This window comes from Blastococcus sp. SYSU D00669 (genome assembly GCF_054050715.1).
In genome coordinates this window covers 81,338-106,593 of record NZ_JBJGZV010000006.1, presented here as the reverse complement: position 1 = coordinate 106,593, position 25,256 = coordinate 81,338, and the positions used below count along the sequence as shown (strand labels likewise).

Annotated in this window: 25 protein-coding genes; 15 read left to right on the top strand and 10 right to left on the bottom strand. The window is 75.4% G+C overall.

The features are described 5' to 3' along the window. Positions 1-144: 144 nt before the first annotated feature. From paaA to paaE, 5 genes are all read left to right on the top strand, one after another. A complete protein-coding gene (paaA, locus tag ACI8AF_RS06680) occupies positions 145-1,104 on the top strand; it encodes a 1,2-phenylacetyl-CoA epoxidase subunit PaaA (RefSeq protein WP_456538900.1) in 960 nt (319 codons plus the stop codon). 5 nt (positions 1,105-1,109) lie between these two features. Next, positions 1,110-1,466 carry a 1,2-phenylacetyl-CoA epoxidase subunit PaaB gene (gene paaB / locus ACI8AF_RS06675; RefSeq protein ID WP_456538942.1) on the top strand — a complete coding sequence of 119 codons (357 nt, stop codon included), beginning with the start codon at positions 1,110-1,112 and terminating at the stop codon, positions 1,464-1,466. Positions 1,467-1,543: 77 nt separating this feature from the next. Next, positions 1,544-2,452, top strand: coding sequence for a 1,2-phenylacetyl-CoA epoxidase subunit PaaC (gene paaC / locus ACI8AF_RS06670; RefSeq protein WP_456538899.1), 909 nt, complete (start codon positions 1,544-1,546; stop codon positions 2,450-2,452). Between the two features lie 5 nt (positions 2,453-2,457). After that, positions 2,458-2,952: a 1,2-phenylacetyl-CoA epoxidase subunit PaaD gene (gene paaD / locus ACI8AF_RS06665; protein ID WP_456538898.1), complete on the top strand. Its 495-nt coding sequence runs from the start codon at positions 2,458-2,460 to the stop codon at positions 2,950-2,952. Continuing rightward, entirely contained in the window at positions 2,953-4,029 is a 1,077-nt protein-coding gene (paaE, locus tag ACI8AF_RS06660; protein ID WP_456538897.1) for a 1,2-phenylacetyl-CoA epoxidase subunit PaaE, read from the top strand. A 40-nt stretch (positions 4,030-4,069) separates the two neighbouring features. On the opposite strand, the gene ACI8AF_RS06655 is transcribed toward paaE, so the two are convergent. Continuing rightward, the gene (locus ACI8AF_RS06655) at positions 4,070-4,573 is read right to left on the bottom strand and encodes a DinB family protein (RefSeq protein ID WP_456538896.1); all 504 of its coding nucleotides are present in this window, start codon (positions 4,571-4,573) and stop codon (positions 4,070-4,072) included. Between the two features lie 50 nt (positions 4,574-4,623). Here ACI8AF_RS06655 and ACI8AF_RS06650 point away from each other — a divergent pair, with 50 nt between their 5' ends. After that, a complete protein-coding gene (locus ACI8AF_RS06650; RefSeq protein WP_456538895.1) occupies positions 4,624-5,022 on the top strand; it encodes a VOC family protein in 399 nt (132 codons plus the stop codon). 100 nt (positions 5,023-5,122) lie between these two features. Here the strand turns inward: ACI8AF_RS06650 and ACI8AF_RS06645 are convergent, their stop codons facing one another. The 4 genes from ACI8AF_RS06645 to ACI8AF_RS06630 are packed head-to-tail and all read right to left on the bottom strand — an operon-like array spanning position 5,123 to position 8,381. After that, entirely contained in the window at positions 5,123-6,715 is a 1,593-nt protein-coding gene (locus ACI8AF_RS06645) for a TIGR03086 family metal-binding protein (protein ID WP_456538894.1), read from the bottom strand. Beyond that, positions 6,712-7,389, bottom strand: a complete 678-nt coding sequence (locus ACI8AF_RS06640) for a hypothetical protein (protein ID WP_456538893.1) — start codon at positions 7,387-7,389, stop codon at positions 6,712-6,714. Before ACI8AF_RS06640 ends, ACI8AF_RS06645 begins: the two co-directional genes overlap by 4 nt. A gap of 12 nt (positions 7,390-7,401) precedes the next feature. After that, positions 7,402-8,079 (bottom strand): hypothetical protein, encoded by a 678-nt coding sequence (locus ACI8AF_RS06635; RefSeq protein ID WP_456538892.1) that lies wholly within the window; start codon positions 8,077-8,079, stop codon positions 7,402-7,404. Continuing rightward, entirely contained in the window at positions 8,076-8,381 is a 306-nt protein-coding gene (locus ACI8AF_RS06630) for an antibiotic biosynthesis monooxygenase (RefSeq protein ID WP_456538891.1), read from the bottom strand. The genes ACI8AF_RS06635 and ACI8AF_RS06630 overlap by 4 nt, the downstream gene beginning before the upstream one ends. 84 nt (positions 8,382-8,465) lie before the next feature. Here ACI8AF_RS06630 and ACI8AF_RS06625 point away from each other — a divergent pair, with 84 nt between their 5' ends. The 6 genes from ACI8AF_RS06625 to ACI8AF_RS06600 are packed head-to-tail and all read left to right on the top strand — an operon-like array spanning position 8,466 to position 15,548. Continuing rightward, positions 8,466-9,815, top strand: coding sequence for a cytochrome P450 (locus tag ACI8AF_RS06625; RefSeq protein ID WP_456538890.1), 1,350 nt, complete (start codon positions 8,466-8,468; stop codon positions 9,813-9,815). Between the two features lie 9 nt (positions 9,816-9,824). Then, entirely contained in the window at positions 9,825-10,787 is a 963-nt protein-coding gene (locus ACI8AF_RS06620; RefSeq protein ID WP_456538889.1) for an MBL fold metallo-hydrolase, read from the top strand. Then, complete coding sequence (locus tag ACI8AF_RS06615; protein WP_456538888.1) at positions 10,784-12,358, top strand: FAD-dependent monooxygenase; 1,575 nt, start codon at positions 10,784-10,786, stop codon at positions 12,356-12,358. The genes ACI8AF_RS06620 and ACI8AF_RS06615 overlap by 4 nt, the downstream gene beginning before the upstream one ends. A 22-nt stretch (positions 12,359-12,380) precedes the next feature. Further along, positions 12,381-13,598, top strand: coding sequence for a cupin domain-containing protein (locus tag ACI8AF_RS06610; RefSeq protein ID WP_456538887.1), 1,218 nt, complete (start codon positions 12,381-12,383; stop codon positions 13,596-13,598). Then, positions 13,595-14,791: a fumarylacetoacetase gene (gene fahA / locus ACI8AF_RS06605; protein WP_456538886.1), complete on the top strand. Its 1,197-nt coding sequence runs from the start codon at positions 13,595-13,597 to the stop codon at positions 14,789-14,791. Before ACI8AF_RS06610 ends, fahA begins: the two co-directional genes overlap by 4 nt. Positions 14,792-14,804: 13 nt before the next feature. After that, positions 14,805-15,548: an MBL fold metallo-hydrolase gene (locus ACI8AF_RS06600; protein WP_456538885.1), complete on the top strand. Its 744-nt coding sequence runs from the start codon at positions 14,805-14,807 to the stop codon at positions 15,546-15,548. On the opposite strand, the gene ACI8AF_RS06595 is transcribed toward ACI8AF_RS06600, so the two are convergent. After that, on the bottom strand, positions 15,545-16,039 hold the full coding sequence (locus ACI8AF_RS06595) for a MarR family winged helix-turn-helix transcriptional regulator (protein ID WP_456538884.1): 495 nt from the start codon (positions 16,037-16,039) through the stop codon (positions 15,545-15,547). The two genes, ACI8AF_RS06600 and ACI8AF_RS06595, sit on opposite strands and share 4 nt — an antisense overlap. 72 nt (positions 16,040-16,111) lie before the next feature. Here ACI8AF_RS06595 and ACI8AF_RS06590 point away from each other — a divergent pair, with 72 nt between their 5' ends. Then, positions 16,112-17,641, top strand: coding sequence for an LLM class flavin-dependent oxidoreductase (locus tag ACI8AF_RS06590; protein WP_456538883.1), 1,530 nt, complete (start codon positions 16,112-16,114; stop codon positions 17,639-17,641). A 4-nt stretch (positions 17,642-17,645) separates the two neighbouring features. Here the strand turns inward: ACI8AF_RS06590 and ACI8AF_RS06585 are convergent, their stop codons facing one another. Both ACI8AF_RS06585 and ACI8AF_RS06580 read right to left on the bottom strand, forming a co-directional pair. Next, the gene (locus ACI8AF_RS06585) at positions 17,646-18,299 is read right to left on the bottom strand and encodes a response regulator (RefSeq protein ID WP_456538882.1); all 654 of its coding nucleotides are present in this window, start codon (positions 18,297-18,299) and stop codon (positions 17,646-17,648) included. After that, the gene (locus ACI8AF_RS06580) at positions 18,296-19,438 is read right to left on the bottom strand and encodes a sensor histidine kinase (RefSeq protein ID WP_456538881.1); all 1,143 of its coding nucleotides are present in this window, start codon (positions 19,436-19,438) and stop codon (positions 18,296-18,298) included. Before ACI8AF_RS06580 ends, ACI8AF_RS06585 begins: the two co-directional genes overlap by 4 nt. Positions 19,439-19,592: 154 nt before the next feature. Between ACI8AF_RS06580 and ACI8AF_RS06575 the strand changes: the two genes are divergently transcribed. Both ACI8AF_RS06575 and ACI8AF_RS06570 read left to right on the top strand, forming a co-directional pair. After that, positions 19,593-20,315 carry a hypothetical protein gene (locus ACI8AF_RS06575; RefSeq protein ID WP_456538880.1) on the top strand — a complete coding sequence of 241 codons (723 nt, stop codon included), beginning with the start codon at positions 19,593-19,595 and terminating at the stop codon, positions 20,313-20,315. A gap of 65 nt (positions 20,316-20,380) precedes the next feature. After that, a complete protein-coding gene (locus ACI8AF_RS06570) occupies positions 20,381-21,781 on the top strand; it encodes an MDR family MFS transporter (protein WP_456538879.1) in 1,401 nt (466 codons plus the stop codon). On the opposite strand, the gene ACI8AF_RS06565 is transcribed toward ACI8AF_RS06570, so the two are convergent. Both ACI8AF_RS06565 and ACI8AF_RS06560 read right to left on the bottom strand, forming a co-directional pair. Next, positions 21,778-22,266 carry a GNAT family N-acetyltransferase gene (locus ACI8AF_RS06565; RefSeq protein WP_456538878.1) on the bottom strand — a complete coding sequence of 163 codons (489 nt, stop codon included), beginning with the start codon at positions 22,264-22,266 and terminating at the stop codon, positions 21,778-21,780. The genes ACI8AF_RS06570 and ACI8AF_RS06565 overlap by 4 nt on opposite strands. Beyond that, entirely contained in the window at positions 22,263-25,196 is a 2,934-nt protein-coding gene (locus tag ACI8AF_RS06560) for a BTAD domain-containing putative transcriptional regulator (protein WP_456538877.1), read from the bottom strand. Before ACI8AF_RS06560 ends, ACI8AF_RS06565 begins: the two co-directional genes overlap by 4 nt. Positions 25,197-25,256 lie beyond the last annotated feature (60 nt).

Genomic DNA, 25,256 nt, shown 5'->3' with positions numbered 1-25,256 from the left:
TACCGACCAGATGGTCAGGTAACCAACTCTCCCTGGGCGGGTGCTGTCAAGTCCTGGCGCGGCCCGCTTGTGCGCCGCGGCAGGATGGGGCACACTCATTACCGACCATCCGGTCAGTAAATGACGGATCCCGAGGGGACGAGGATGTCCGCGCCCACCCTGCAACGGCCCGACGAGACCACGCTGCAGCAGCAGTTCGACGCGACGATCGCCGCCGACCACCGGATCGAGCCGCGCGACTGGATGCCCGAGGGCTACCGGAGGACGCTGATCCGGCAGATCGCGCAGCACGCGCACTCGGAGATCATCGGCATGCAGCCCGAGGGCGACTGGCTGCTCGCCGCCCCGAGCCTGCGGCGCAAGGCGATCCTGCTGGCCAAGGTGCAGGACGAGGCCGGGCACGGCATGTACCTCTACTCCGCGGCCGAGACCCTCGGCGCCGACCGGGCCGACCTCACCGACAAGCTGATCGAGGGCAAGCAGAAGTACAGCTCGATCTTCAACTACCCCACGCTGACCTACGCCGACGTCGGCGTCATCGGCTGGTTCGTCGACGGCGCCGCGATCTGCAACCAGGTGCCGCTGTGCCGCTCCTCATACGGGCCCTACGCCCGGGCCATGATCCGCATCTGCAAGGAGGAGTCGTTCCACCAGCGGCAGGGCTTCGAGCTGCTGATGACGATGATGCGCGGCACCCCCGAGCAGCGGGCGATGGTGCAGGACGCCGTCGACCGCTGGTGGTGGCCGTCGCTGATGATGTTCGGCCCGCCCGACGACGACAGCCCGAACAGCGCGCAGTCCATGGCGTGGGGCATCAAGCGGCACAGCAACGACGAGCTGCGCCAGCGCTACGTCGACATGTCGGTCCCGCAGGCCGAGGTGCTCGGCGTGACCCTGCCCGACCCGGAGCTCTCCTACGACCCCGAGACCGGCCACTACCGGTTCGGCGCGATCGACTGGGACGAGTTCAAGCAGGTCGTGTCCGGCAACGGCCCGCGCAACGCCGAGCGGATCGCCCGGCGCCGCGCCGCCCGCGACGAGAACGCCTGGGTCGTCGAGGCGGCCGCCGCCTACGCGGCGAAGCAGGAGGGGTCGGCGGCGTGAGCGACATGACCAGCGAGGGCGGGCACGGCGCCGTCCCCACGTCGGCCGACGTCCCGGTCGAGCCGAAGCCGACCGTCAGCCGGCGCGACTGGCCGCTGTACGAGGTGTTCGTGCGCGGCAAGCGGGGGCTCAACCACGTGCACGTCGGGTCGCTGCACGCGCCGGACGACGAGATGGCCGTGCACGCCGCGCGCGACCTGTACACGCGGCGCAACGAGGGCGTGAGCATCTGGGTGGTCAAGGCCGCCGACATCACCGCGTCCAGCCCCGACGAGAAGGACCCGATGTTCGCCCCCAGCGGCGACAAGGTCTACCGCCACCCCACGTTCTACGAGATCCCCGAGAACGTCCCCCACATGTAGAAGGACCCCCTCCCTCCCCCGCACCTCGTACCGCGGCGCGGGGACCCCGGGGAGGGGGCCACCCTCGAGGAGTCCCCTTGCACGAGGAAACGGTCTACGACGCGCTGAGCAACGCGCACGACGACCCGGGGCACTGGGCGTTCGGCACCGGCTTCGACGACCCGCTGGCCGGCGTCGACACCACGGTGCCCGACTGTGTCGACCCGGCCGACCTCGGCGCCTACTGCCTGATGCTCGGCGACGACGCCCTCGTGCTCGCCCAGCGGCTGACGCAGTGGATCACCAACGCGCCGGAGCTCGAGGAGGAGGTCGCGATCGGCAACACCGCCCTCGACCTGCTCGGCCAGGCGCGGCTGCTGCTGGCGCGCGCCGGCTCGGTCGGCGTCCTGGGCCGCTCCCGGCAGCTGGCCACCGACTCGATCCCCGACGAGGACGCCCTCGCCTACTTCCGCGACCCCGACGAGTTCCGCAGCACCGGCCTGGTCGAGGCCGCGAACGGCGACTTCGCGCAGACGATGGTCCGCCTGCTGGTGGCCGCCTCGGTGCGGCTGGCGGTGTTCGCCCGGCTGCGGGAGTCCCGCGACCCGGTGCTCGCGGCGATCGCCGCCAAGGGCGTCAACGAGCTGGCCTACCACCGCGACCACGCCGCGCGCTGGGTGCTGCGGCTGGGCGACGGCACCGAGGAGTCGCACCGCCGCGCCCAGGCCGGCGCCGAGGCGGTCTGGCCGCTGCTGGCCGACGTGTTCACCGCGACCGACGTGGAGCGGCGGCTGACCGCGGCCGGGGTCGCCGTCGACCCGGCCGACGTCCGCGACGAGGTGCGCGAGGTGCTGACGACGGTGCTGGAGCGCGCCACCCTCACGGTGCCGGAGTGGCCGGCCGACGCGCCGCCGCGTGGGCGGGCCGGGCAGCACGGCGAGGAGCTCGCCGGGCTGCTCGCCACCCTCCAGGGCCTGGCCCGCGAGCACCCGGCGGCGACGTGGTGACCGCCGTGCTGACCGACCCCCGCGCGGTCGCCGAGACGGTGACCGACCCCGAGCTGCCCATGCTCACGCTGGCCGACCTCGGGGTGCTGCGCGACGTCCGCGTCGAGGACGGCACCGTCGTCGTCGAGATCACCCCGACGTACACGGGCTGCCCGGCGATGGGCGTCATGCGCGCCGACCTCGTCCTGGCGCTGCACGAGGCCGGGTTCGCCGACGTCGACGTCCGCACCGTCCTCTCCCCCGCCTGGACGACGGACTGGATCAGCGCCGCGGGCCGCCGCAAGCTCGCCGCGGCCGGCATCGCCCCGCCCGGGACGGCGCCGGTGCGCCCCGCCGGGCCGGTCCCGCTGCAGCTGGGCCCCACCCGGCGCACCGCCGCCTGCCCGCAGTGCGGCTCGGCCGACACGGTGGAGCAGAGCGAGTTCAGCGCCACCGCCTGCAAGGCCCTGCGCCGCTGCCGCGCGTGCGGCGAGCCGTTCGAGCACGTCAAGGAGATCTGAGTGAGCGCGCCGACGCGACGCCGTCCCCAGTTCCGCCCGCTCAAGGTCGCGAAGATCGAGCAGCTCACCGACGACGCGGTCGCGGTGACCTTCGACGTCCCCGACGAGCTGGCCGAGGACTACGCGTTCAAGCCCGGGCAGGCGCTCACCCTGCGCCGGGTGGTCGGCGACCGCGACGAGCGCCGCTCCTACTCGATCTGCGCGCCGGTGGGCGCGCCCCCGCGGGTCGGGGTCCGCGAGGTGCCCGGCGGCTTCTTCTCCGCCTACCTGGTGCACGAGGTGCGGCCGGGCGACGAGATCGAGGTGCTGCCGCCGTCGGGGACGTTCACCGCCGACCTGTCGGTGCCCGGGCACCACGTGTTCGTCGTCGCCGGCTCGGGGATCACGCCGGCGATCAGCCTGGCCGGCTCGGTGCTGCGCGACGGGGAGTCGACGGTCACCGTCTTCTACGGCAACCGGCGCACCAACACGGTCATGTTCGCCGACGAGCTGGCCGACCTGAAAGACCGCTACGGCCCCCGCCTGCAGCTGGTGCACGTGCTCTCGCGCGAACCGCGCGACGCCGAGCTGACCAGCGGCCGGCTCGACGGCGAGCGGCTGCGCACGCTGGTCGACGCGTTCGTCGACGTCGAGCACGTCGACCACTGGTGGCTGTGCGGCCCGCACGGGATGGTCGAAGACGCCCGCGCGCTGCTCGGTGAGCTCGGTGTCGCCCGCGAGAAGGTGCACCAGGAGCTCTTCTACGTCGACGACGTCCCGCCGCAGCCGGTCCGCGGCGACGACCAGACCGTCGAGGGGCCGAGCAGCCAGGTGACCGTCGTCCTCGACGGCCGGACCACCACCCTGGCCCTGCCCAAGGACGAGCCGGTGCTCGACTCGGCGCAGCGCGTGCGCTCCGACCTGCCGTTCGCCTGCAAGGGCGGCGTGTGCGGCACCTGCCGGGCGAAGGTCACCGACGGCGAGGTCGAGATGCGCCGCAACTACGCCCTCGAGCCCAACGAGGTCGAGGCCGGCTACGTGCTCACCTGCCAGACGCTCCCGCTCTCCGACGCCGTCACCGTCGACTTCGACGCCTGACCCCGCAGCCGGCGGCGCGCGGACTGCCGCCTGTTCCCGATCACCCGGTCAGCACCAGCCAGGTGCGGCCGTCGATCAGCTCTCGAACGGCGTCCAGGTGGCCGGCGTGGGTGGCGGTCTCGACGATCACGGCGAGGACCGTCTGCCGGAGGTCGCGCACGGGCAGGCCGGGGAAGAGCTCGGTGGGCCACCAGGCCGGTTCCGCGTCGAGCGCGCGATCACCGATCACCGCGTCGGCACGCGCGGCCTCGTCGCGGTACAGGGCGAGGACCTCGTCGCCGGTCGTGCCGTCGGGCACGCGCCATCCGCCGTCCCCCGACTGGAGTTCCACCTGCTCGCCGGCGATGACGGCCCGGAACCAGAAGCGCTCCACGTCGACGGCGAGGTGCTTGACCAGGCCCAAGCAGGACCAGCCCGACGGCAGCACCGGACGCCGCAGCTCCTCGTCGGGGAGCCCGTCGAGGATGCCCAGGACGTGTTCGCGCTGCGACCGGAGGGCGGCGAGCAGGGCGGACTTCTCATCGATCAGTTCCGGTCGGGACACCGGTCCTCCACTGCGAGGATCACCGCACCAGTAGACCGGAGGTTCCCCACGTGCGCCCGTCGTTCACCGGCCTCGGGGCCGTCACCCTGTTCGTCGAGGACCTGCCGCGGACGGCGGACTTCTACCGGGACGTCTTCGGCCTCGAGCCGGTCGTCGAGGACGAGAACTCCACCGCGTTCCGCTTCGGCAGCACGATCCTCAACCTGCTCCGTGTCCGAGCGGCTCCCGAGCTGATCGAGCCGGCGCGGGTGGCACCGGCGGACGCCGGGTCACGGGTCCAGTTCACCGTCTGGGTGCCCGACGTCGACGCCGTGTGCGGCGAGCTCGCCGACCGGGGCGTCGAGCTGCTCAACGGTCCGCAGGACCGCACCTGGGGGCAGCGGACCGCCGCGTTCGCCGATCCCGCCGGTCACGTCTGGGAGGTCGCGCAGACGCTGGAGCCGGGCTGAGCACCGCGCCGATGCGCACGGGTGCGGCATCCCGCGCCCGGATCACCGCATCCATGCGCATGAGAGCGTCGACGCAGTCCGCCGGCTGACACCGAGCTCGCTACGGTGTCCGCCCGAGGAAGGCGGCGAGGCGGGTCCAGTCGTCGGCGCCGACGGGCACCGGAACCGGGGCGGCGAACGCCGCGCCGCGACCCCGCAAGGTCGCCGGCACGAGCCGCTCGGCGATGCGCAGCGCGGGGACCGCCAGCCCGTCGTCGAGCACCCACACGCGCCCCGTCGCCACCGCGAGGTCGTGCGCGTGCACCACCAGCTCGAGCACGAGCCCCGAGAGGACCGCGGGCGCCGGCAGCAGCCCCCATGCCACCTCCAGGTCGCCCTCGGCCACCTCGTCGTCGGCCCACGCCTCCTCGGCCGCCCGCGCGGCGGCGGCGAACTGGGCAGCCCACTCGGCACCGGGGCGGGACCGCCGCCGGCTCCCGGCCACCCGCCCGGCCTTCTGGACGGTCGCGACGAGGTGCCGGATCAGCGCCTCCACGTCCCAGCCGGCGCACGGGGTGACCCGGCGGAGCTGGTCGGGCGCCACCCCCTCGACCACCCGCTGCGCCGTCGCCAGGGCCCGGGAGAACAGCTCGCGGACGCCGGGCTCCGGCGGCCACGGCGCCGGCAGGCCGAACAGTCGGCGGGTGTTGCCCTCCAGCAGCGCCCGCAGCGTCTCCGCCGGCAGCCGCCGGGCCAGGCGCAGCAGACCGCCGTTGTAGGTCTCGGTCAGCTCGACGTTCGGCGGCGTGCGCACGTAGTGCGTGGGTCCGTCGACGGCGGCGTCGGAGCCGAACAGCACGCGGTCCGGGCCGACCTCCTCGATCAGCAGCTCCACCTCGGCCGACCGGCACCACGACGTCTCCAGGTGGAGGTTCGGCAGCTGCTGCGCGTGCCGGGCCGCCCGCCGCCGGCCCTCCGGGAAGCCGAGGAAGGTGTGGTACAGCACGAACGGCACGTCGGGGTGCCGCTCGGCGAGCCGCCGCACGAGGTCCGGGTCCGACGGGCCGGGCGCCGTGTGCACCGTCGCCGGCACCCCCGCCTCCGCGGCGACCCGCAGGAACGGGTCCAGCAGGGGCGAGTCGGCGGGGTACTCGTCGTAGCTGGGGTGGAACTTCAGCCCCGCGGCGCCGTCGGCCAGCCGCCGCCGGACCTCGTCGACGTCCGGCCCCCTCGGCCCGACCCAGACCAGCCGGGTCAGCCAGGGCACGCCCTCGGCCACCTCGTCGACGAACGCGTTGTCCTGCCAGGACACCAGCCCGTGGGTCATCCCGCCGGAGGCCAGCGCCACCCGCAGGCTGTCGAAGCCCATCGGCCCCAGCCCGCGCCCCCGGGCGTGCACGTGCGAGTCGACCGGGTCGGACCCCAGCCAGAGCCGGTAGTCCGCGGTGCCGTTGTTGTCCCACTCGCCGTCCTCGGTGGCGACGGCGCCGTCGAGCAGCAGGTGCCCGTCGGCGCCGGGCACCTCCCCCGTCCACGTGCCGTCGTCGTCCCGCTCCAGGGGGACGGCGACGAACGGCGGCCCGGCGCCGTCGAAGCCGAGGTGCAGGTGCAGCGGGCGGTCGGCGCCGGCCAGCGGGCCGCGGTAGCGGACCCGGCCGGAGGGCGTCCGCTCCCCCGCCGGCGTGTCCCAGGTCAGCGGGAGGCCCGCGGTCACAGCGTCAGGCGCCACCCCCGCCCGCCGTCGTCCGCCCACACCTCCTCGTCCTCGCCGTCCGGGTGCCCGGTCCGGACGAGGTGGACGACGTAGCGCACCTCCGCGCCGCGCGGCCCCCACACCAGGCCGCGGAAGACGTGCGGCAGCGGCTGGGCCTGCACGAACTCGTGGATCGGCGCCGGCTCGGGCGGCGCGCCGGCGCCCGGGTCCTCGAACGGCAGGCCGTCCATCGCGGCCGCGGTGTAGTTCGGCACGGCGAGCGCCGGGTCGCCCGGGGAGACGCCCCAGGCGATGCCCACGTGGGTCCACCGGCCGTCGTCGTCCACGTGGCTGACCTCGCGGGCCACGATCTCCTCGGTGAACACCGGCGAGCTCACCCACTCGGTCCCGCGGACGACGAAGAAGAAGTGGTGCAGCAGGTACTCGCGGCTGCCGTCGAGCTGGCGCGGCGCCTCGATGACCGCCATGCGCAGGCGGGGCGCGGTCTCGCTCGGCGTCATGACGCGGGAGTCGGCCGCCTCCCAGTCCGGCTCCTCCCCCGGGCGGGTCCAGGCGAAGTGCAGCTGCACCAACTCGATGCCCGGGGCCGGGTCGAACCAGGTCTTGCGCAGGCCGAACAGCTGCTCGGACTCGGCACGGCGCGCCTCGGTGGCGGCCGCTCGCAGTTCGGTCACGGAACTCCCGTCCTAGAGGTGGTGGACCCACCAGCTGTCGCCGCCCGGTGCCGAGCGCCCGTCCGGGCCCAGCCAGAACTCGTCCTTCTCCTCGGGCGGGTGCATCCGGCCGACGTGGTACTGCTGCACGAGCGTGGCGCCGCGCGGGCCGTACATGCGCGAGCGCCAGCGGTGCGGTCGTTCCAGTGACTGCAGCATGTGGAACTTGTCGTGGTGGAAGCGTTCCTTGTCCCAGTACGAGTAGTACTTGGTGGCGCGGTACGGCGAGTCGGCCGGGAACCGCGGGTCCTCCATCGGGCTGTAGACCGGCGCCGACCAGTCCCCCACCGACCAGTAGATGCAGATGTTCGTCGTCCAGCCGTGGTCGTCGACGTACTCGAGGTCGCGGTAGACGATGTCCTCGGTGAACAGGTCGGTCGTCCAGCGGTGCCCGTCCTGGTAGACCTCGAAGTAGTAGTGGAACCGGTACTCGGGCGTGTGCCACCCGTGCTCCATGTCCCACACCTCGCGCGGCATCCGCAGCACCTTGAGCCGCGTGCGCGGGAAGCCGCCGCGGTCCTCGAGCACCCGGGACTCGTGGCCCCACGACCAGTCCGGCCACTGGCCCGGCGGCGTGTTCACGTAGTGGATGAGGACCTGCTCGACGCCGGCCTCCTGGTCCGTCCAGCCCTTGGGGTAGTACCAGCTCACGGCCGTCCCCCCTCACCGGCCCGGATCTCCTCGTAGGTCCGGATGCTCGGGGTGCCCATGAGCAGCTCGGGCAGGGCGCGGTAGAACTCGCGCGTCACGTCGCGGTCGAGGTACCGCTGCATGTCCTCGACGGTGGCCCAGCTGGACACCGCCATCACCTGGTCGCCGCTGCGCAGCGCCTGGGAGAACAGCGCCCCCGGCGCGGCGGCCACCACCTCGTCGTTCTGGCGGACCAGCAGCTCCGCCACGCGCTCCACGGCGCCCGGACGGGCCCTCGCCTCGAGGATGCGGAACACGGCCATGACGCCCTCCTCGCCGGCTCAGCCGCGCACGGTGGCCATACCGTAGGAGGCCGGGCCGCAGGTGCGCAGGTCGAAGGAGCCGACATGTCCGACGTGACCCCGCTCGTCGACCCGGCGACCTACGAGGACGGGCCGCCGTTCGAGCTGCTCCGTCGGCTGCGCGCCGAGGTGCCCGTGACCTGGGTCGAGGAGCCGGCGCTGCACGGGCTGCCCGCCGGTCCCGGGTTCTGGCTGGTGCTCCGGCACGGCGACGTCGAGCGCGTGCTGCGCGACCCGGCCACGTTCTCCTCGTGGCTGGGCGCGACCCAGGTCCGCGACGCCGCCGACCTGGCCTGGGTGCGCCGGATGATGCTCAACATGGACCCGCCGGAGCACTCCCGGCTGCGGCGGCTGCTGTCCCGCTCGTTCACCCCGCGGGCGGTCGCGGCGCTGACCGCCTCGATCGAGGCGACGGCGGAAGGGCTGGTCGACCGCATGGTCACCGGCGCCGCCGAGGGGGTCACCGACTTCGCCAAGGACGTCGCCGCCGACCTGCCGCTGCTCACCCTCGCCGACGTCCTGGGCGTACCGGCCGAGGACCGCTGGCTGCTGTTCGACTGGTCCAACCGGGTCATCGGCTGGCAGGACCCCGACTACGCCGTCTCGGCCGCGTTCGACGGCACGGGTGGGACGGCGATGGCGCGGGAAGCGCTCGCCGCCCGGCCGCGGCCCGACGCCGACGGGCGGATGCCCGACCCGCGCACCCGTGCCGGCATGCCCGACCTCTACCTCTACGCGGGGCTGCTCGCCGAGGAGAAGCGCCGCTCCCCCGGGGACGACGTCATGTCGATCCTGCTGGCGGAGCGGGACGACGACGGCGGCCGGGTCAGCGACGCCGAGTTCGAGAACATGTTCTGGCTGTTCGCCGTCGCCGGGAACGAGACGCTGCGCAACGGCCTGCCGGGCGGGCTGATCGCGCTGCTGCAGCACCCCGAACAGCTGGCCGCCGTCCGCGCCGACCCCTCGCTGCTGCCCTCCGCCGTCGACGAGATGCTGCGCTGGTGGACGCCGGTCATGGTGTTCCGCCGCACCGCCACCGCCACCGCCGCCGTCGAGCTCGCCGGCACGCGGATCGGCGCCGGCGACAAGGTGGTCGTCTCCTTCACCTCCGCCAACCGCGACGAGGCCGTGTTCGCCGACCCCGACCGCTTCGACGTCCGCCGGGCGCCCAACCCGCACCTGTCCTTCGGCCACGGCCCGCACTTCTGCCTCGGCGCGCAGCTGGCCAAGGCGCAGATGCGGGCGCTGTTCGGCGCGCTGCTGCGGCGCACGAGCACGCTCCGGCTCGACGGCGAGCCGGCGCTGCTCCGGTCGAACTTCCAGCGCGGGGTCAAGCGGCTGCCCCTCCGATGGACGGCGGCGGACGGGGTGTGGCCGCGGTCACGGACTGCATAGGCTCGCTCCATGGTCGCCAAGCCGTTCGCCTCGTCCGCCGACCTGGGCGTCAAGGAGCAGACCCTCGAGGTGCTCGCCGACGGCGTGTACGCGCTCACAGCGCAGGGCGACCCCAACATCGGCGCGATCGAGGGCGAGGACTTCCTCGTCTGCTTCGAGGCCCTCGCCACCCCGGTCGCCGCCCGCCGCTGGCTGGCCCGGCTGCGCCAGCACACCGGCAAGCCGGTCCGTTACCTGGTGCTGTCGCACTACCACGCCGTCCGGGTGCTCGGCGCCAGCGCGTTCGACGCCGAGGTGATCGTCAGCAGCGAGCAGACCAAGCACCTCATCGCCGAGCGCGGCCAGCAGGACTGGGAGAGCGAGTACGGCCGCATGCCCCGGCTGTTCGAGGAGCCCGCGTCGATCCCCGGCCTGACCTGGCCGACGCTGACCTTCCGCGACAAGCTCACCATCGAGCTCGGCGGCGACCGCGGCGAGCTGGTGCTCGAGTTCCTCGGTCGCGGCCACACCGAGGGCGACATCGTGGCCTGGCTGCCGGAGCAGGAGATCGTCTTCGCCGGCGACCTGGTCGAGTCGCAGGCCGCGCTCTACACCGGCGACGCGTTCCACTTCGACTGGGCCGCCGGCACCCTCGACCGGGTCAAGGCCCTGGGCGCGCAGCAGCTCGTCGGCGGCCGCGGCGCCATCGCCCGCGGCCGCGAGCAGGTCGACGCGGCGATCGAGCAGACCCGCGACTTCCTGCTCACCATGCAGCGCACGGTCGGCGAGGCGCACCGCTCCGGCGGCACGCTCAAGGACGCCTTCACCGCCACCCACGCTGCGCTGGCCCCGAAGTACGGCAAGTGGCCGATCTTCGAGCACTGCCTGCCCTTCGACGTCCAGCGCATCTGGGACGAGTTCGACGGCATCGAGCGCCCGGTCATCTGGACGGCGGAGCGCGACCGCCGGGTCTGGGACGAGCTGCAGGGATGATCGCCCCGGTCGTCGTCCTCGGCTGCGGGCCCGTCGGGCAGACCGCGGCGCTGCTGCTCGCCCGGTGGGGCCTCGATGTCGTCGTCCTCGACGGCCGTCCCGGGCGGGACCCGGTCGGCAGCAAGGCGATCTGCCAGCAGCGCGACGTCCTCGACGTCTGGGACGCCGTGGGCGTCGGCGCGGCGATCGCCCGCCGCGGCGTCACCTGGACGACCGCGCGCACCTTCCACCGCGACCGCGAGCTGTTCTCCTTCACCTTCGCCGACCGCGGCCGCTCCCCCTTCCCGCCGTTCGTGAACGTCTCGCAGTCCGAGACCGAGGCGCTGCTCGACGAGCGGCTCGCCGGCGAACCGCGGATCGAGGTCCGGTGGGGGCACGCGGTCACCGGGATCGCCCAGGACGACGCCGGCGTCACGGTGACGTGCGCGAACGGGGCGACCGTCCACGGCTCGTTCGCCGTCGCCTGCACCGGGCCGCGCGGCGACGTCGTCCGGGCGGAGCTGGGGCTGGCGTTCGAGGGCCGGACCTTCGGCGACCGCTTCCTGATCTGCGACATCCGCACCGACCTGCCCGGCTGGGAGACCGAGCGCCGGTTCTGGTTCGACCCGGAGTGGAACCCCGGCCGGCAGGTGCTCGTCCACCCCTGCCCCGACTCCACGTTCCGCATCGACTGGCAGGTGCCGCCCGACTTCGACCTCGCCGCCGAGGAGGCCTCCGGCGGCCTGGACCGCCGGATCCGGCAGGTCGTCGGCGACCGCCCCTACGAGGTCGTGTGGAAGTCGGTCTACCGCTTCTCCTCCCGCGTGGTCGACCGCATGCGGGTGGGCCGCGTGCTGGTCGCCGGTGACGCCGCGCACCTGTACTCGCCGTTCGGCGCGCGCGGCCTGAACTCCGGGGTGCTCGACGCCGAGAACGCCGCCTGGAAGATCGCCTTCGTCGCCCGCGGCTGGGCCCCGCCCGAGCTGCTGGAGAGCTACCACGCGGAGCGGCACGCCGCGGCGCTGGAGAACCTCGACGTCACCAGCGCGACCATGCGCTTCCTCGTGCCGGGCACCGACGAGGAGGCCCGCCACCGGCTCGACGTCCTCGAGCGCGCGGCCACCGACCCCGCCGCCCGGTCGCAGGTCGACTCCGGCCGGCTGGCCGAGCCGTTCTGGTACGTGGGCTCGCCGCTGACCACCCCCGATCCGCGCCGCCCGTTCGCCGGCCGGCCCGCCCGCGGCGACGTCCCCGTCCCGGCACCCGGCATTCTCGTGCCCGACTGCCCGGTCACCGTGCCCGGCGGGCCGGACGTCGTCCGGCTGCGCCAGCTCGCCCGCGCGGGCGTCACCGTCCTGGTCGGGGACGACGCCGCGCCGCCCGCCGACCTGCCGGCCGAGCCGCCGGTCGCGGTGCACCGGATCGGCGACCTCGACCCGACGCCCGTGCTGCGCGAGGCGCTCGGCGCGCGCCCCGACGAGCTCTGGGTGCTGCGGCCCGACGCCCACGTGGCCGCCGTCTGCACCCGTACCGCCGACGTCGCCCCCGCGGTGGCGCGTCTGCTCGCCCGCAACGTCCCCGTCCCGGCCTGACCGCACCAGGAGGCATCCAGCGATGGCGTTCTACCGGCAGGTGGGCGAGATCCCGCCGAAGCGGCACACCCAGTTCCGCCGTCCCGACGGCGGGCTGTACTCCGAGGAGCTCATGGGCGAGGAGGGCTTCTCGTCGGACTCCTCGCTGCTCTACCACCGGGGCATCCCGTCGGCGATGGTCGACGCCCGCCCCTGGGAGCTGCCCGACCAGGCGACCACGCCGAACAGCCCGCTGATGCCGCGGCACCTCAAGCTGCACGACCTCTTCCCCGGCGAGGAGCACAAGGCGGTCGACCCGGTCACCGGCCGGCGGCTCGTGCTGGGCAACGCCGACGTGCGCATCTCCTACGCGGTCAGCAGCCTGCCCAGCCCCTACTACCGCAACGCCACCGGCGACGAGTGCGTCTACGTCGAGCGCGGCAGAGCGACGGTGGAGACGGTGTTCGGCGCGCTGGAGGTCGGGCAGGGCGACTACGTGGTCCTGCCGCGGGCGACCACGCACCGGTGGATCCCGGCCGGGGACGAGCCGCTGCGCACCTACGCCATCGAGGCCAACAGCCACATCGCCCCGCCGAAGCGCTACCTGTCGCGCTACGGGCAGTTCCTCGAGCACGCGCCGTACTGCGAGCGCGACCTGCGTGCGCCCACCGAACCGCTGACCGTCGAGGGGGGCGACAGCTCCGGGGATGTCGAGGTGTACGTCAAGCACCGCGGCGACGGCCCCGGCGGGCTGGCCGGCACGGTGCACGTCGTCCCGGAGCACCCGTTCGACGTCGTGGGCTGGGACGGCTGCCTCTACCCCTACGCGTTCAACGTGGCCGACTTCGAGCCGATCACCGGCCGGGTGCACCAGCCGCCGCCGGTGCACCAGGTCTTCGAGGGGCAGAACTTCGTCATCTGCAACTTCGTGCCGCGGAAGGTGGACTACCACCCGCTGGCGGTGCCGGTGCCCTACTACCACTCCAACGTCGATTCCGACGAGGTCATGTTCTACGTCGACGGCGACTACGAGGCCCGGAAGGGCTCGGGCATCGGCAAGGGCTCGATCAGCCTGCACCCCGGCGGGCACTCGCACGGCCCGCAGCCGGGTGCCGTGGAGCGCTCGCTCGGCGTGGAGGCCTTCGACGAGCTCGCCGTCATGGTCGACACCTTCCGGCCGCTCGCGCTCGGCGAGGGTGGAACGGCGGTGGACGACGGGAAGTACGCCTGGACCTGGTCGGGCCGGGGTCCCTCGGCGTGACCTGGCTGGACCTGCCCGACGGCACCGGCTTCGGTCCCGACAACCTGCCCTACGGCGTCTTCTCCTGCCGGGACGGCGTCCGGCGCACCGGGATCGCGGTCGGCGACTCCGTGCTCGACCTGGGCGGGCTCACCGAGGACCCGGTGCACCTCACCGGCTCGCTCAACGCGTTCCTGGCGCTGGGGCCGCGGGCCTGGCGTGAGCAGCGCGAGCAGGTGACCGACTGGCTCACCCAGCCCTCGCACCGGCGCGCGGTCGAGGAGCACCTGATCCCCCGCGACGAGGTGGCCCTGCACCTGCCGGTGGAGGTGGCCGACTACGTCGACTTCTACAGCTCCCGGCACCACGCCGAGAACCTCGGCCGCATGTTCCGGCCCGACTCCGAGCCGCTGACGCCGAACTGGCGGCACCTGCCGATCGGTTACCACGGCCGCGCCGGCACGGTCGCGGTCTCCGGCACCCCCGTCGTCCGCCCCTCGGGGCAGCGCAAGGCGCCGACCGACGACGCCCCCACCTTCGGGCCCTCGCAGCGGCTGGACATCGAGGCCGAGGTCGGCTTCGTCATCGGGACGGGATCCGCCCTCGGCACGCCGGTGCCGCTCGGCGACCTCGCCGAGCACGTCTTCGGCGTCTGCCTGGTCAACGACTGGTCGGCCCGCGACCTGCAGGCGTGGGAGTACGTGCCGCTGGGGCCGTTCCTCGGCAAGTCCTTCCTCACCTCGGTCTCGCCGTGGGTGGTGCCGCTGCCCGCGCTCGAGGCGGCCCGCGTGCGCCCACCCGAGCGGGACGTGCCGCTGCTGCCCTACCTCGACGACGCCGACACCGATCCGTGGGGCCTCGACCTCCGGCTCGAGGTGCGCCTCAACGGCGAGATGGTCAGCTGCCCGCCGTTCGACCTCATGTACTGGACGCCGGCCCAGCAGCTGGCGCACATGACCGTCAACGGCGCGAGCCTGCGCACCGGCGACCTGTTCGCCTCCGGCACCGTCTCCGGTCCGGAGCGCGACCAGCGCGGCTCGTTCATCGAGCTGTCCTGGGGCGGCCGGGAACCCCTCACCCTCGCCGACGGCTCGACCCGCACGTTCCTCGAGGACGGCGACGAGGTGGTGATCAGCGCGACCGCCCCGGGCACCGGCGGCGGGCGGATCTCCCTCGGCGAGGTCGCCGGCCGGGTCGAGCCGGCGCGCGGCTGAAGGAGGCCGGGCGGTGCGGCTCACGAGGGTCACCGGCGAGATCACCATGGTCACCGGCACCAACGTCAACTGGGCGCTCGTCGTCGAGGGGGACGCCGTCACCCTGGTCGACGCCGGCTACCCGAACGACGCCGCCTCCGTCGTGCGGTCCCTGACCGCGATCGGGCGGCGCCCCGAGGACGTCTCCGCGATCGTGCTGACCCACGCCCACCTCGACCACATGGGCGGGATCCCGGCGCTGGCGCGCAGGTCCGGCGCGCCCGTGCACACCGGCGCCGAGGAGGCCCGGCACGCCCGCCGTGAGTACCTGCAGCAGATCACGCCGCTCGAGATGCTCGGCCAGTGCCGGTCCCGGCGCGGCGTCACGTGGGTCGCGCAGACGCTGCGGGCCGTGCTCCCGCACGTGCGCATGGCCCTGGCCGACGTCGTCGCCGTCCCCGCCGACGTCCCGCTCGACGTCCCCGGCCGGCTCGTCCCTCTCGCCACCCCGGGCCACACCAGCGGGCACACCGCCTACCTGCACCCGGGAGCGGGCGTGCTGTTCTCCGGTGACGCGCTGGTCACCGGCCACCCCCTCTCCCGCCTGCCCGAGGGGCCGCAGCTGCTGCCGGGGGTGTTCAACGAGGACGAGCGGCAGGTGGTCGCCGCCCTCGACCGGCTGCGCACCGTGCCGGCGGACACGCTGGTCCCGGGCCACGGGCCGACGCTGCACGGACCGCTGCCCGCCGCCGTCGACCGGGCGCTCGCCGGCCGCTAGCGGTCCTGCCGGTCGCCGGCCGTCTCGACCACCGCGCACAGGTCGCGGAGCGGGTCGAGGGCCTGCCACCCGCAGGCCACCTTCTGCAGCAGGGCGCGGAACGTCTCGGCCTCGGCCGCCGGCAGCGGGCCCAGCACGTGCGCCTCGACCCGGCGCAGCGCGTCGCGACGCTCCTGCCACGCGGCGCGGCCGGTGTCGGTCGCGACCACGAGCCGGCTGCGGCGGTCGGCGGGATCGGGCCGGCGCTCCACCAGGTCCTGCCGCTCGAGGTCGTCGATCAGGTAGGTGAGCACCGTCCGGTCGATGCCGAGCCCGGCCCCGATCGCGCCCTGGTTGCGCGCCGGCTCCCCCACCGCCGCGGTGAGCACCTGGTAGCCGCGCGGCCCGCCGGGCAGGTCGGCGAGCACGTGCCCGGCGGCCTGCGCATAGCCGCGGAAGACGACGCCGAGCATCCAGCCCAGGTCGGCGTCGAGGCGGCCGTCGTCGGTCACCGCATCAGCGTAGCGCGGTGGTGCAGACGTTGTACATTGCAGATGTTCTGTCCTGCAGACGATTGGCAGCCCATGTCCGACTACGGTCACCCCCTCTCCTTCGGCGCCTTCCTCACGCCGGCGAGCGCCGAGCCCGCGCGGGTGGTCGGGCTCGCCGTCCTCGCCGAGCAGGTCGGCCTGGACCTGGTCACCTTCCAGGACCACCCCTACCAGCCGGCCTTCCTGGACACCTGGACGCTGCTGTCCTGGGTCGCGGCCCGCACCGAGCGCGTGCACGTGGCGGCCAACGTCACCAACCTGCCGCTGCGCCCGCCGGCCGTGCTGGCCCGCAGCGTGGCCAGCCTCGACCTGCTCAGCGGGGGCAGGGTCGAGCTCGGCCTGGGCGCCGGCGCGTTCTGGGACGCCATCGAGGCGATGGGCGGCCGCCGGCTGACCGCCGGCCAGGGCGTGCGCGCGCTGGAGGAGGCGATCGAGGTGGTCCGGCAGGTGTGGGACGCCGACGCGCGCGGCGGCGTCCGCGTCGACGGCGAGTTCCACCGCGTGGTCGGCGCCGAGCGCGGCCCGGCGCCCGCGCACGACGTCGGCATCTGGCTGGGCGCCTACAGGCCGAAGATGCTGGCGCTCACCGGCCGCCGGGCCGACGGCTGGCTGCCGTCGCTGTCCTACCTGCAGCCCGGCGACCTCGCCGCCGGCAACGCGATCGTCGACGACGCCGCGCTGGAGGCGGGCCGCGAGCCCGCGGACGTGCGCCGGCTGCTCAACGTCAGCGGCCGGTTCGCCGCCGCCGGCCGCGGCCGGCTGCACGGGCCCGCCGAGCAGTGGGCGGAGGAGCTCGCCGAGCTGGCCCTGCGCGACGGGGTGAGCACGTTCGTCCTGGGCAGCGACGACCCCGACGACCTGCGCCGCTTCGCCGCCGAGGTGGCCCCCGGCGTGCGCGAGCTGGTGGCGGCCGAACGGTCGGGGATCGCCGCGGCGCCGGCGGCGCGGCCGGTGGTCGCCGGCGGCGCGTTCGCCGTCGTCCCCACCCCGGACGACGGGACGCGCCGCAGCAGCACCCGGCTCTGGGACGAGACCGAACGGCCCACCGGTCCGGCCCGGGACCCGCGGCGCACCTACACCGCGCACGAGCAGGCCGCCGGCCAGCACCTCGTCGACGTCCACGACCACCTGCGCGCCGAGCTCGCCCAGGTGCAGGACCTCGTCGAGCAGGTCGCCGCCGGGACGGTGGACGTGGGCACCGCCCGGTCGCACATCAACACGATGACCATGCGGCAGAACAACTGGACGCTGGGCACCTACTGCGAGGCCTACTGCCGCGTGGTGACCACCCACCACACCCTCGAGGACCGCTCGCTGTTCCCGCACCTGCGGGCCGGCGACCCCCGGCTGGCGCCGGTGATCGACCGGCTCGAGCAGGAGCACGCCGTCATCCACGACGTCCTCGAGGGCGTCGACCGGGCGCTGGTCGCGCTGGTCTCCGGCGACGGCGGCGTCGACGGCCTGCGCGCCGCCGTCGACCTGCTCGGCGACACGCTGCTGTCGCACCTGTCCTACGAGGAGCGGGAGCTGGTCGAGCCGATCGCCCGCCTCGGCGTCCAGTGACGGCTCAGCCCGGGCGGGCGAAGCCGGTGCGGTAGGCCCAGACGACCGCCTGCGTGCGGTCCCGGACGCCGAGCTTGCCCAGGATGCTCTTCAGGTGCGTCTTCACCGTCTCCGGTGCGACGTGCACCCGGCCGGCGATCTCGGCGTTCGACAGGCCCTCGGCCAGCGCGCGCAGCACCTCCGCCTCGCGGTCGGTGAGCCGGGCCGCCCGGCGCAGCCGCTCGCGGTCGGGCGGCCGGCGGGCGGCGTAGGCGGCCAGCAGCCGCCGGGTCACCGCGGGCGCCACCAGCGCGTCGCCGGCCACGACGGTGCGGATCCCGGCCACCAGCTCCTCGGGGGTGGCCCGCTTGAGCAGGAAGCCGTCGGCGCCGGCGTCCAGCGCGTCGTCGACGACCTCGTCGAGGTCGAACGTGGTCAGCACGAGCACCCGCGGCCGGCGCGGCCAGCGCGCGATCTCCCGGGTGGCGGCGACGCCGTCCAGCCGCGGCATCCGCACGTCCATGAGGACGACGTCGGGCAGCAGCGACCGCGCCCGCTCCACCGCCTCCCGGCCGTCGGCCGCCTCGCCCACCACGGTCAGGTCCGGCTCGCCGCCGAGCAGCGCCCGCAGCCCGCTGCGCACCAGCCCGTCGTCGTCGGCGAGCAGCACCCGGATCACGGGGCCACCGCCGCGGCCACGGGCAGCACCGCGCGCACGCGGAACCCGCCCTCGACCGGTCCGGCCTCCAGCACGCCGCCCTCGAGGCGGGCCCGCTCGCGCATGTTGACCAGCCCGTGGCCGGGGACCGGCGCGGCCACCGGGTCGCACTCGTTGGTCACCTCGAGCAGCACGTCGGCGCCCTGCCGGGCGATCTCGACCCGGATCCGGCCGGCCGCGGTGTGCCGGACGGCGTTGGTCAGCGCCTCCTGCACGATCCGGTGCACCGCCCGCGCGGCCCCGGCCGGCAGGTCGCCGGCGGCGGCGCGCAGCTCGACCTCCCGCCCGGTCGACCGCACCCGCTCGACCAGCTCCACCAGGTCCTCCGACGTGGGCGCGAACGCCTCGGGCGAGCCGCGCCCGTCGGGCTGGAGCACCCGCAGCAGGCGGTCGAGCTCGTCGAGCGCCGCCCGGCCGGCGGTCTCGATCGACGCCAGCGCCTCCCGCGCGTAGCCGGGGTCGTCGTCGAACACCCGCCGGCCCACCCCGGCCTGCAGCACCACCACGTTGACCGTGTGGCCGAGGGAGTCGTGCAGCTCGCGGGCCAGCCGGCCCCGCTCGGTGAGCAGCAGCCGCTCGGCGGCCAGCGCGTGCTGCTCGCTCTCCGCCGCCCGGCGCGCCTCGGCGACCCGGGCGCGGGTGCGCCGGCTGCTCAGGTCACCGATCACGGCGGCGATCAGGAAGTGGATGACGATCCCGGGCACCGACCCCACCGGGTGCGCCCGGTCGAGGACCACCCAGCCGGCGATGGACACCACGGTGATCGCCGCCGCGGCCACCCGGACGCGCCGGCCCCCGACGTCGAACGAGCTGAACAGCGCGATCCAGGCCGGCCACTCGAGGAAGCCGATGGCGGCCCCGAGCGCCGCGTTGGCGAGGATCGCGGCGCCGGCCACGCCCAGCGCGGCCAGCGGCGCGGTCGACCGCCAGACGAGCGCGGCCGGGCCGATCGCGGCGAGCAGCAGCGTGGCCGCGTCGACCGGGCGGTAGGGGTCGCCGGCGGGCATCGCCAGCACCGACGACAGCGACAGCACGACGAGCCCGGCGGCCAGCCAGGCGTCCCCACGGGTCCCGGCCCAGCGCCGGGCGGACGGCGACACCTCCCATGGTCCCGCCGGAGGCGCCCCGGGAGGACCCCCCGCACGAGGCGACCTGCCTCCCCCGCGCGAGGGAGCGACCGGCTCCCCGCGGGGCTCGTGGGCGGCGACGCGCCCGGCGAGGCTCGGGTCGTCCGATCCCCACCGGGAGGTCCCCATGGTCACCACCGCTCCCCCACCCCGCGCTCCCGCGCGGCGCCCCGGCCGCCCCGGCCGCGCCGGGCGCATCGTGGCCCTCGTCCTCGGCTGCCTGCTGGGGTTGCCGGCGCTGGGCCTGCTCGCCGGCGGCGGCGTCCTGCTCTGGGCGCACGGCGTCGGCCGCGAGGACGGCGTCGTCGTCTCGCCGCAGGACCGGTTCACCTCGTCCGGGTACGCCCTCGTGAGCGAGCGGGCCGAGCTGGCCGCCGGCCCGGACTGGCTGCCGGTGTCGGCGGCCGTCGGCGAGGCGCGGGTCGAGGTCACCGCCGTCGACGACCGTGCGGTCTTCGTCGGGATCGCCCGGCCGGCCGACGCGGCGGCCTACCTCGGCGACGTCCGGCGCACCGAGGTCGACGCCCTCGGGTTCGACTCCCCCGCCGGCCCGGACGACGAGCTGCCCGGCGGCGCGCCGGCCGCCGCGCCCGGCGCCCAGGACTTCTGGCTCGCCCGCGCGGACGGCCCCGGCACGCAGCAGGTGGACTGGCGTCCGGACGACGGCGAGTGGGTGTTCGTGGTCATGAACGCCGACGGCTCCGGGTTCGTCGACGTGCGGGCGCGGATCGGCGCGGAGTTCCCGGCGCTCGGCACCGTCGCCTGGGGGATCACGGCCCTCGGCGTGGTCGTGGCCCTGCTCACCTGGGTGCTCCTGCGGGCGGGGACGCGGGTACGAATGGAGGAGTGAGACGCCCCGCCGCACGCAGCACCGTCCCGGGCTCCCCGACGTCGGGGAGCCCGGCGTCGTCCGGGGTGGGGTTCCGGTCGGAGCGCGGCCCGGTGCTCATCGGCGTCATGCTCTCCACCGGCCTGGTCGCGATCGACTCGACGATCATCGCCACCGCCGTCCCGTCGATCGTCGACAGCCTCGGCGGCTTCGCCGAGTTCCCGTGGCTGTTCTCGATCTACCTGCTGGCGCAGGCGGTCACCGTCCCGGTCTACGGCAAGCTCGCCGACCTGTTCGGCCGCAAGCCGGTGATGCTCGCCGGGATCGGGCTGTTCCTCCTCGGCTCGGTGCTCTGCGGCCTGGCCTGGAACATGTGGGCGCTCATCGCCTTCCGCGCCGTCCAGGGGCTGGGTGCCGGCGCCGTCCAGCCGATGTCGATGACGATCGTCGGGGACCTCTACACGCTGGCCGAGCGCGCGCGGGTGCAGGGCTACGTCGCCAGCGTGTGGGCGATCTCGGCCGTCGTCGGCCCGACCCTGGGCGGGGTCTTCTCCGAGTATGTGAGCTGGCGCTGGATCTTCTTCGTCAACATCCCGCTCTGCCTGGTCGCCGGCGCGATGATCGCCCTGCGCTTCACCGAGCAGGTGGAGCGCCGGCGGCCGCAGGTCGACCACGCCGGCGCGGTCGTGCTCACCGTCGGCCTCACGCTGGTGATCCTCGGCCTGCTCGAGGGCGGCCAGGCGTGGGCGTGGGGCTCGGCGCCGAGCATCGCCGTCCTCGGCTCGGGCGCGGCGCTGCTGGCCGTGTTCGTGCTGGTCGAGCGGCGCGCCGCCGACCCCGTCGTGCCGCTGCGGCTGCTGGGCGACCGGCTGATCGTGACCACGTGCCTGGTGGCCGTCTGCGTGGGCGCCACCCTCCTCGGGCTCACCACGTACGTGCCGACCTTCGCCCAGGTGGCGCTCGGCACGGGTCCGCTGGTGGCCGGGTTCGCGCTGGCGGCACTGACGCTCGGCTGGCCGCTGTCGGCCTCGCAGGCCGGGCGGGTGTACCTGAGGATCGGCATCCGCCGGACGTCGCTGATCGGCGCCGCGGTGGCGGTGCTGGGCGCCGCGCTGCTGCTCCTGCTCGACGAGGGCACCAACGTCCTCCAGGTGGGCGCCACCTGCTTCGTGATCGGCCTGGGCATGGGCTTCACCGCCGCCCCCACGCTGATCGCCGCGCAGTCCGCGGTGCCCTGGGAGCAGCGCGGGGTGGTGACCGCGGCGAACATGTTCTTCCGCTCGCTGGGCAGCGCGGTGGGGGTCGCCGTGTTCGGCGCGGTGGTGAACGCCTCCCTGGGCACGACGTCGGTGGAGAGCGGCGACGTGCTGCCCGGGCCGCTGAGCACCGCCGTCCACCAGGTGTTCCTGGCCACGGCCGCGGTGTCGCTGGTCATGCTCGCCGCCGTCGCGCTGATGCCCCGCGACCGGGCCGCCGGCACGGCTTAGAGCGGCAGCTCCCACCGCCAGAGGTCGCCCTCCTCCGCGTCGTGCAGCTCGGCCACGCGCGCGAACCCGACCCGCGCCAGGACGGCCGTCGAGGGGTTCTCCTGCGCCAGGGTGTGCGCCCGGACGGTGGCCACCCCGGCCCGCCGCGCCGCCTCCACCCACGCCCGGGCGGCCCGGGTGGCGTGGCCGCGGCCGCGGTGCGCCGGGGCGACGCTGTAGCCGATCTCCGCCACGCCGTCCTGCGGCGGGCCGGTGAACCCGCCCAGGCCGACGACCAGGTCCGCGTCCGGGTCGACGATCAGGTGGCTGAACCACTCCGGGGGGGTCCCCGAGGCCAGTGCATCCACCGTCGCCGGCAGCGCCTCGGGGAACTCCAGGTACCCCTCGGCGACGCCCAGCCCGGTGCGGCGGCCGAACTCCTCGGGGCCCGCGATCAGCGCACGCGCCTCGTCGAGGGTCAGCGGGTGGACGACGGTGCGGGTCACGGGCTGCTCCTCCGGTAGGGCGCGGCGACGTCGTCGACGGTCAGCAGGGCGGCCTGCTCGGGCGTGGCGGCGGCGCGGGGGCCCAGCCGCTCGTGCAGACCGCCGGCCAGCCGGGCGGTCAGCGCGCGCTCGACCGGCGCGTCCGGGATCCCGCGGACCCGCCGCTCGGCGGCCGCGACCTCCAGGAGCACCAGCGCGCCGGCGTCGTCGCCGTCGCCCGCCCGGACGGCGGCGAGCGCCTCGACCGCGGAGCACAGCGCGCCGCGGTGGTCGATCGCCGCGGCCACGGCGAGCGCCCGCTCCGCCGGTCCGGAGGCGAGGTCGGTGGTCCCCTCCGCCACCCGGGCACGCGCCAGCAGGGTGAGCGCCGCGGCCTCGCCCTCGTGGTAGCCGATCCGCCGGCAGGCGTCCTCGGCGGCCTCCGCCGCGCCGGCCGCCGCCCGCCCGTCACCCCGGCGCAGGGCGTCGCGCGCCCGCTGGGTCAGCGCCAGGCCCAGCAGGTGGGCGTCCCCGCTGCGCCGGGCGGCCACCACGGCGGCGGCGACCCGCTCCCCCGCGTCGTCGTCCTCGCGGTCCACGGCCGTGCGCGCCCTGAGGATCAGCGCGACGTCCCGGCGCCACGGCTCCTCCTCGGCGGCCAGCCGCTCGGCCGCCTCGTCGTGGGCGGCGGCGGCGCCGTCCAGGTCGCCCAGCGCCCACAGCGCGACGCCGAGCGTGATCAGGGCGTCCCCGGTCCCGCGGTCGTCCCCGCGGGACCGGCTCAGCGCGGCGGCCTCGGCGCAGGCGTCGCGCGCCTGGACCAGGTGACCGAGCGGGGCGGCGACGAGGCCCACCCCGAGCAGCACGCGCGAGCGGATCCGCGGGTCGGTCACGGGGACCCGCTCGGCGCGGTCCAGCCACGACCGCGCCTCCGCCAGCTGTCCCTCGAGCGTCCAGAACCACGCGAGCGCCCCCACCAGCCGGGCACCCAGCTCGGGTGCGTGCCCGTCCAGGCACCACCGCAGCGCGGCACGCAGGTCGGGGGCGATCTCCCGCAGGAGCGGCAGCCAGGACCGCTGGGCGCCGGTCCGCACCTGGCGGTCGCCCGTCTCCGCCAGCGCGACGAGGTGCTCGGCGTGCCGGCGGCGGACGGCGGCGCCGTCCGGGGAGCCCGCCAGCAGCTCGGCGGCGTAGGCGCGCACCGAGTCGAGCAGCCGGTATCGCTCGGGGCCGGCACGGGCCACCAGCGACTGGCGCACCAGCGAGGCCAGCAGCCGGAAGGCGTCGCCGCCGGCCGAGCGGGGCGCCACGGCCACGGCCGCGTCGAGGGAGAAGGTGCCGGCGAACACCGCCAGGTGGGTGAACAGGGCGCGCTCGTCCGCGGTCAGCAGGTCCACGCTCGAGCCGATGGTGGTCCGCAGCGTCCGCTGCCGCCCGGCGACGTCCCGCGTCCCGGCGACCAGCAGGGCGAACCGGTCGTCCAGGCGGGCGCGGATCTTGCCGGCGCTGAGCACGTCGGCGTGCGCCGCCGCCAGCTCCAGGGCCAGCGGGAGCCCGTCGAGCAGCCGGCAGACCGCGGCGACGTCGGCGGCGTTGGCCTCGTCGACGGTGAAGTCGGGGGCGACGGCGGTCGCGCGCTGCACGAACAGCTCGACCGCGGCGGCGGCTCGGACCTCGTCGACGGGCACGTCCTCCCCCGCCGGCGGCAGCGCCAGCGGTGGCAGCGGCCGGACGACCTCCCCCGTGACGCCGAGGGGCCGCCGGCTGGTGGCCAGCTGGCGCACCCGCGGGCAGCCGTGCAGCACCGCCGTCGCCAGCGCGGCGGCCCCCTCGACGACGTGCTCGCAGGTGTCGAGCACGAGCACGCCGGTGGCCTCCCGCAGGTGCGCGACGACCGCCTGCACCACGTCGGTGCCGGGGGACGTCGGCGCGCCGGTGGCCGCCGCGACGACGCCGGCGACGGCCGCGTCGTCGGCGGCGCCGCCGAGATCGGCGAACCACACCGGTCCGTGCTCGGGCCCCTCGCCGAGGACGGCGAGCGCGAGCCGCGTCTTGCCGGCGCCGCCCGGTCCGGTGAGGGTCACCAGACCTACGGTGCCGAGCGCCGCCCGGACGGCGGAGGTCTCCGCGTCCCGGCCGACCAGCGACGTGACGGCGCGGGGCAGGGCGGTCCGCGGGAGCACGGCGGCCGGCGGTGCGGCCACGGGCGCCGGCGGGCCGCCCAGCGTGGGGTCGCGTGCCAGGATGCGCCGCTCCAGGTCGAGCACCGCGGGGCCGGGGTCGAGCCCGAGCTCCGCGGCCAGGGTCCGGCGCAGCGCCGCCGCCTCGGCAAGGGCGTCGCCCTGGCGGCCGCTGCGGTACAGCGCCGTCATCAGCGAGGCGCGCAGGCCCTCCCGCAGCGGGTGCGTCGCGACCAGGGCCTGCGCCTGCGGCACGACGTCGAGGTGGCGGCCGAGGTCGAGCAGGCACCGCAGCCGCCGCTCGTGGGCCTGCACGTGCAGCTCCTCCAGCTCGGCGACGGCGGGCAGCGCCCACGGCAGGTCGGCGACGTCGGCGAGCGGCTGCCCGCGCCAGAGGCCGAGCGCCTCGTCGAGCGCGGCGAGGACGCGGTCGGGTCCCCCGGCGGCACCCCGCACGAGGCGGGTGAAGCGGACGCTGTCCACGGCGTCCGCCGGTACGTCCAGCTGGTAGCCACCCGCCACGGTGCGCAGCGGCAGCGGCTCGCGCGGGCCGATCGCCCGGCGCAGGTAGAAGACGGTGCGGTGCACCGCGTTGCCGGCGTCGGCGGGCGGGCTGCCGTCCCAGACCCGGTCGGCCAGCTGCGGCGCCGGCACCGGCTCCCCGGCGTGCAGGAGCAGGTACGTGAGCAGGACGCGCGGGCGGCCCCGGCGGACCGGCGCGAGCTCGCCGCGCACCCGGACCTGCAGCGGGCCGAGGACCGAGAAGTCCACGGCCGGAGCGTAGCCAGAGCAGGTCGGGAAAAGGTCGGGGGAAGGCCCGCCCGGTGCACT

What these genes read in the sequence shown, in the direction of transcription:
- paaA (WP_456538900.1), top strand. Translation starts at nt 145, where the DNA reads ATGTCCGCGCCCACCCTGCAACGGCCCGACGAGACCACGCTGCAGCAG.
- paaB (WP_456538942.1), top strand. Translation starts at nt 1,110, where the DNA reads ATGACCAGCGAGGGCGGGCACGGCGCCGTCCCCACGTCGGCCGACGTC.
- ACI8AF_RS06630 (WP_456538891.1), bottom strand. Translation starts at nt 8,381, where the DNA reads ATGGCCGTGTTCCGCATCCTCGAGGCGAGGGCCCGTCCGGGCGCCGTG.
- ACI8AF_RS06625 (WP_456538890.1), top strand. Translation starts at nt 8,466, where the DNA reads ATGTCCGACGTGACCCCGCTCGTCGACCCGGCGACCTACGAGGACGGG.
- ACI8AF_RS06620 (WP_456538889.1), top strand. Translation starts at nt 9,825, where the DNA reads ATGGTCGCCAAGCCGTTCGCCTCGTCCGCCGACCTGGGCGTCAAGGAG.
- ACI8AF_RS06615 (WP_456538888.1), top strand. Translation starts at nt 10,784, where the DNA reads ATGATCGCCCCGGTCGTCGTCCTCGGCTGCGGGCCCGTCGGGCAGACC.
- ACI8AF_RS06610 (WP_456538887.1), top strand. Translation starts at nt 12,381, where the DNA reads ATGGCGTTCTACCGGCAGGTGGGCGAGATCCCGCCGAAGCGGCACACC.
- ACI8AF_RS06590 (WP_456538883.1), top strand. Translation starts at nt 16,112, where the DNA reads ATGTCCGACTACGGTCACCCCCTCTCCTTCGGCGCCTTCCTCACGCCG.
- ACI8AF_RS06575 (WP_456538880.1), top strand. Translation starts at nt 19,593, where the DNA reads ATGGTCACCACCGCTCCCCCACCCCGCGCTCCCGCGCGGCGCCCCGGC.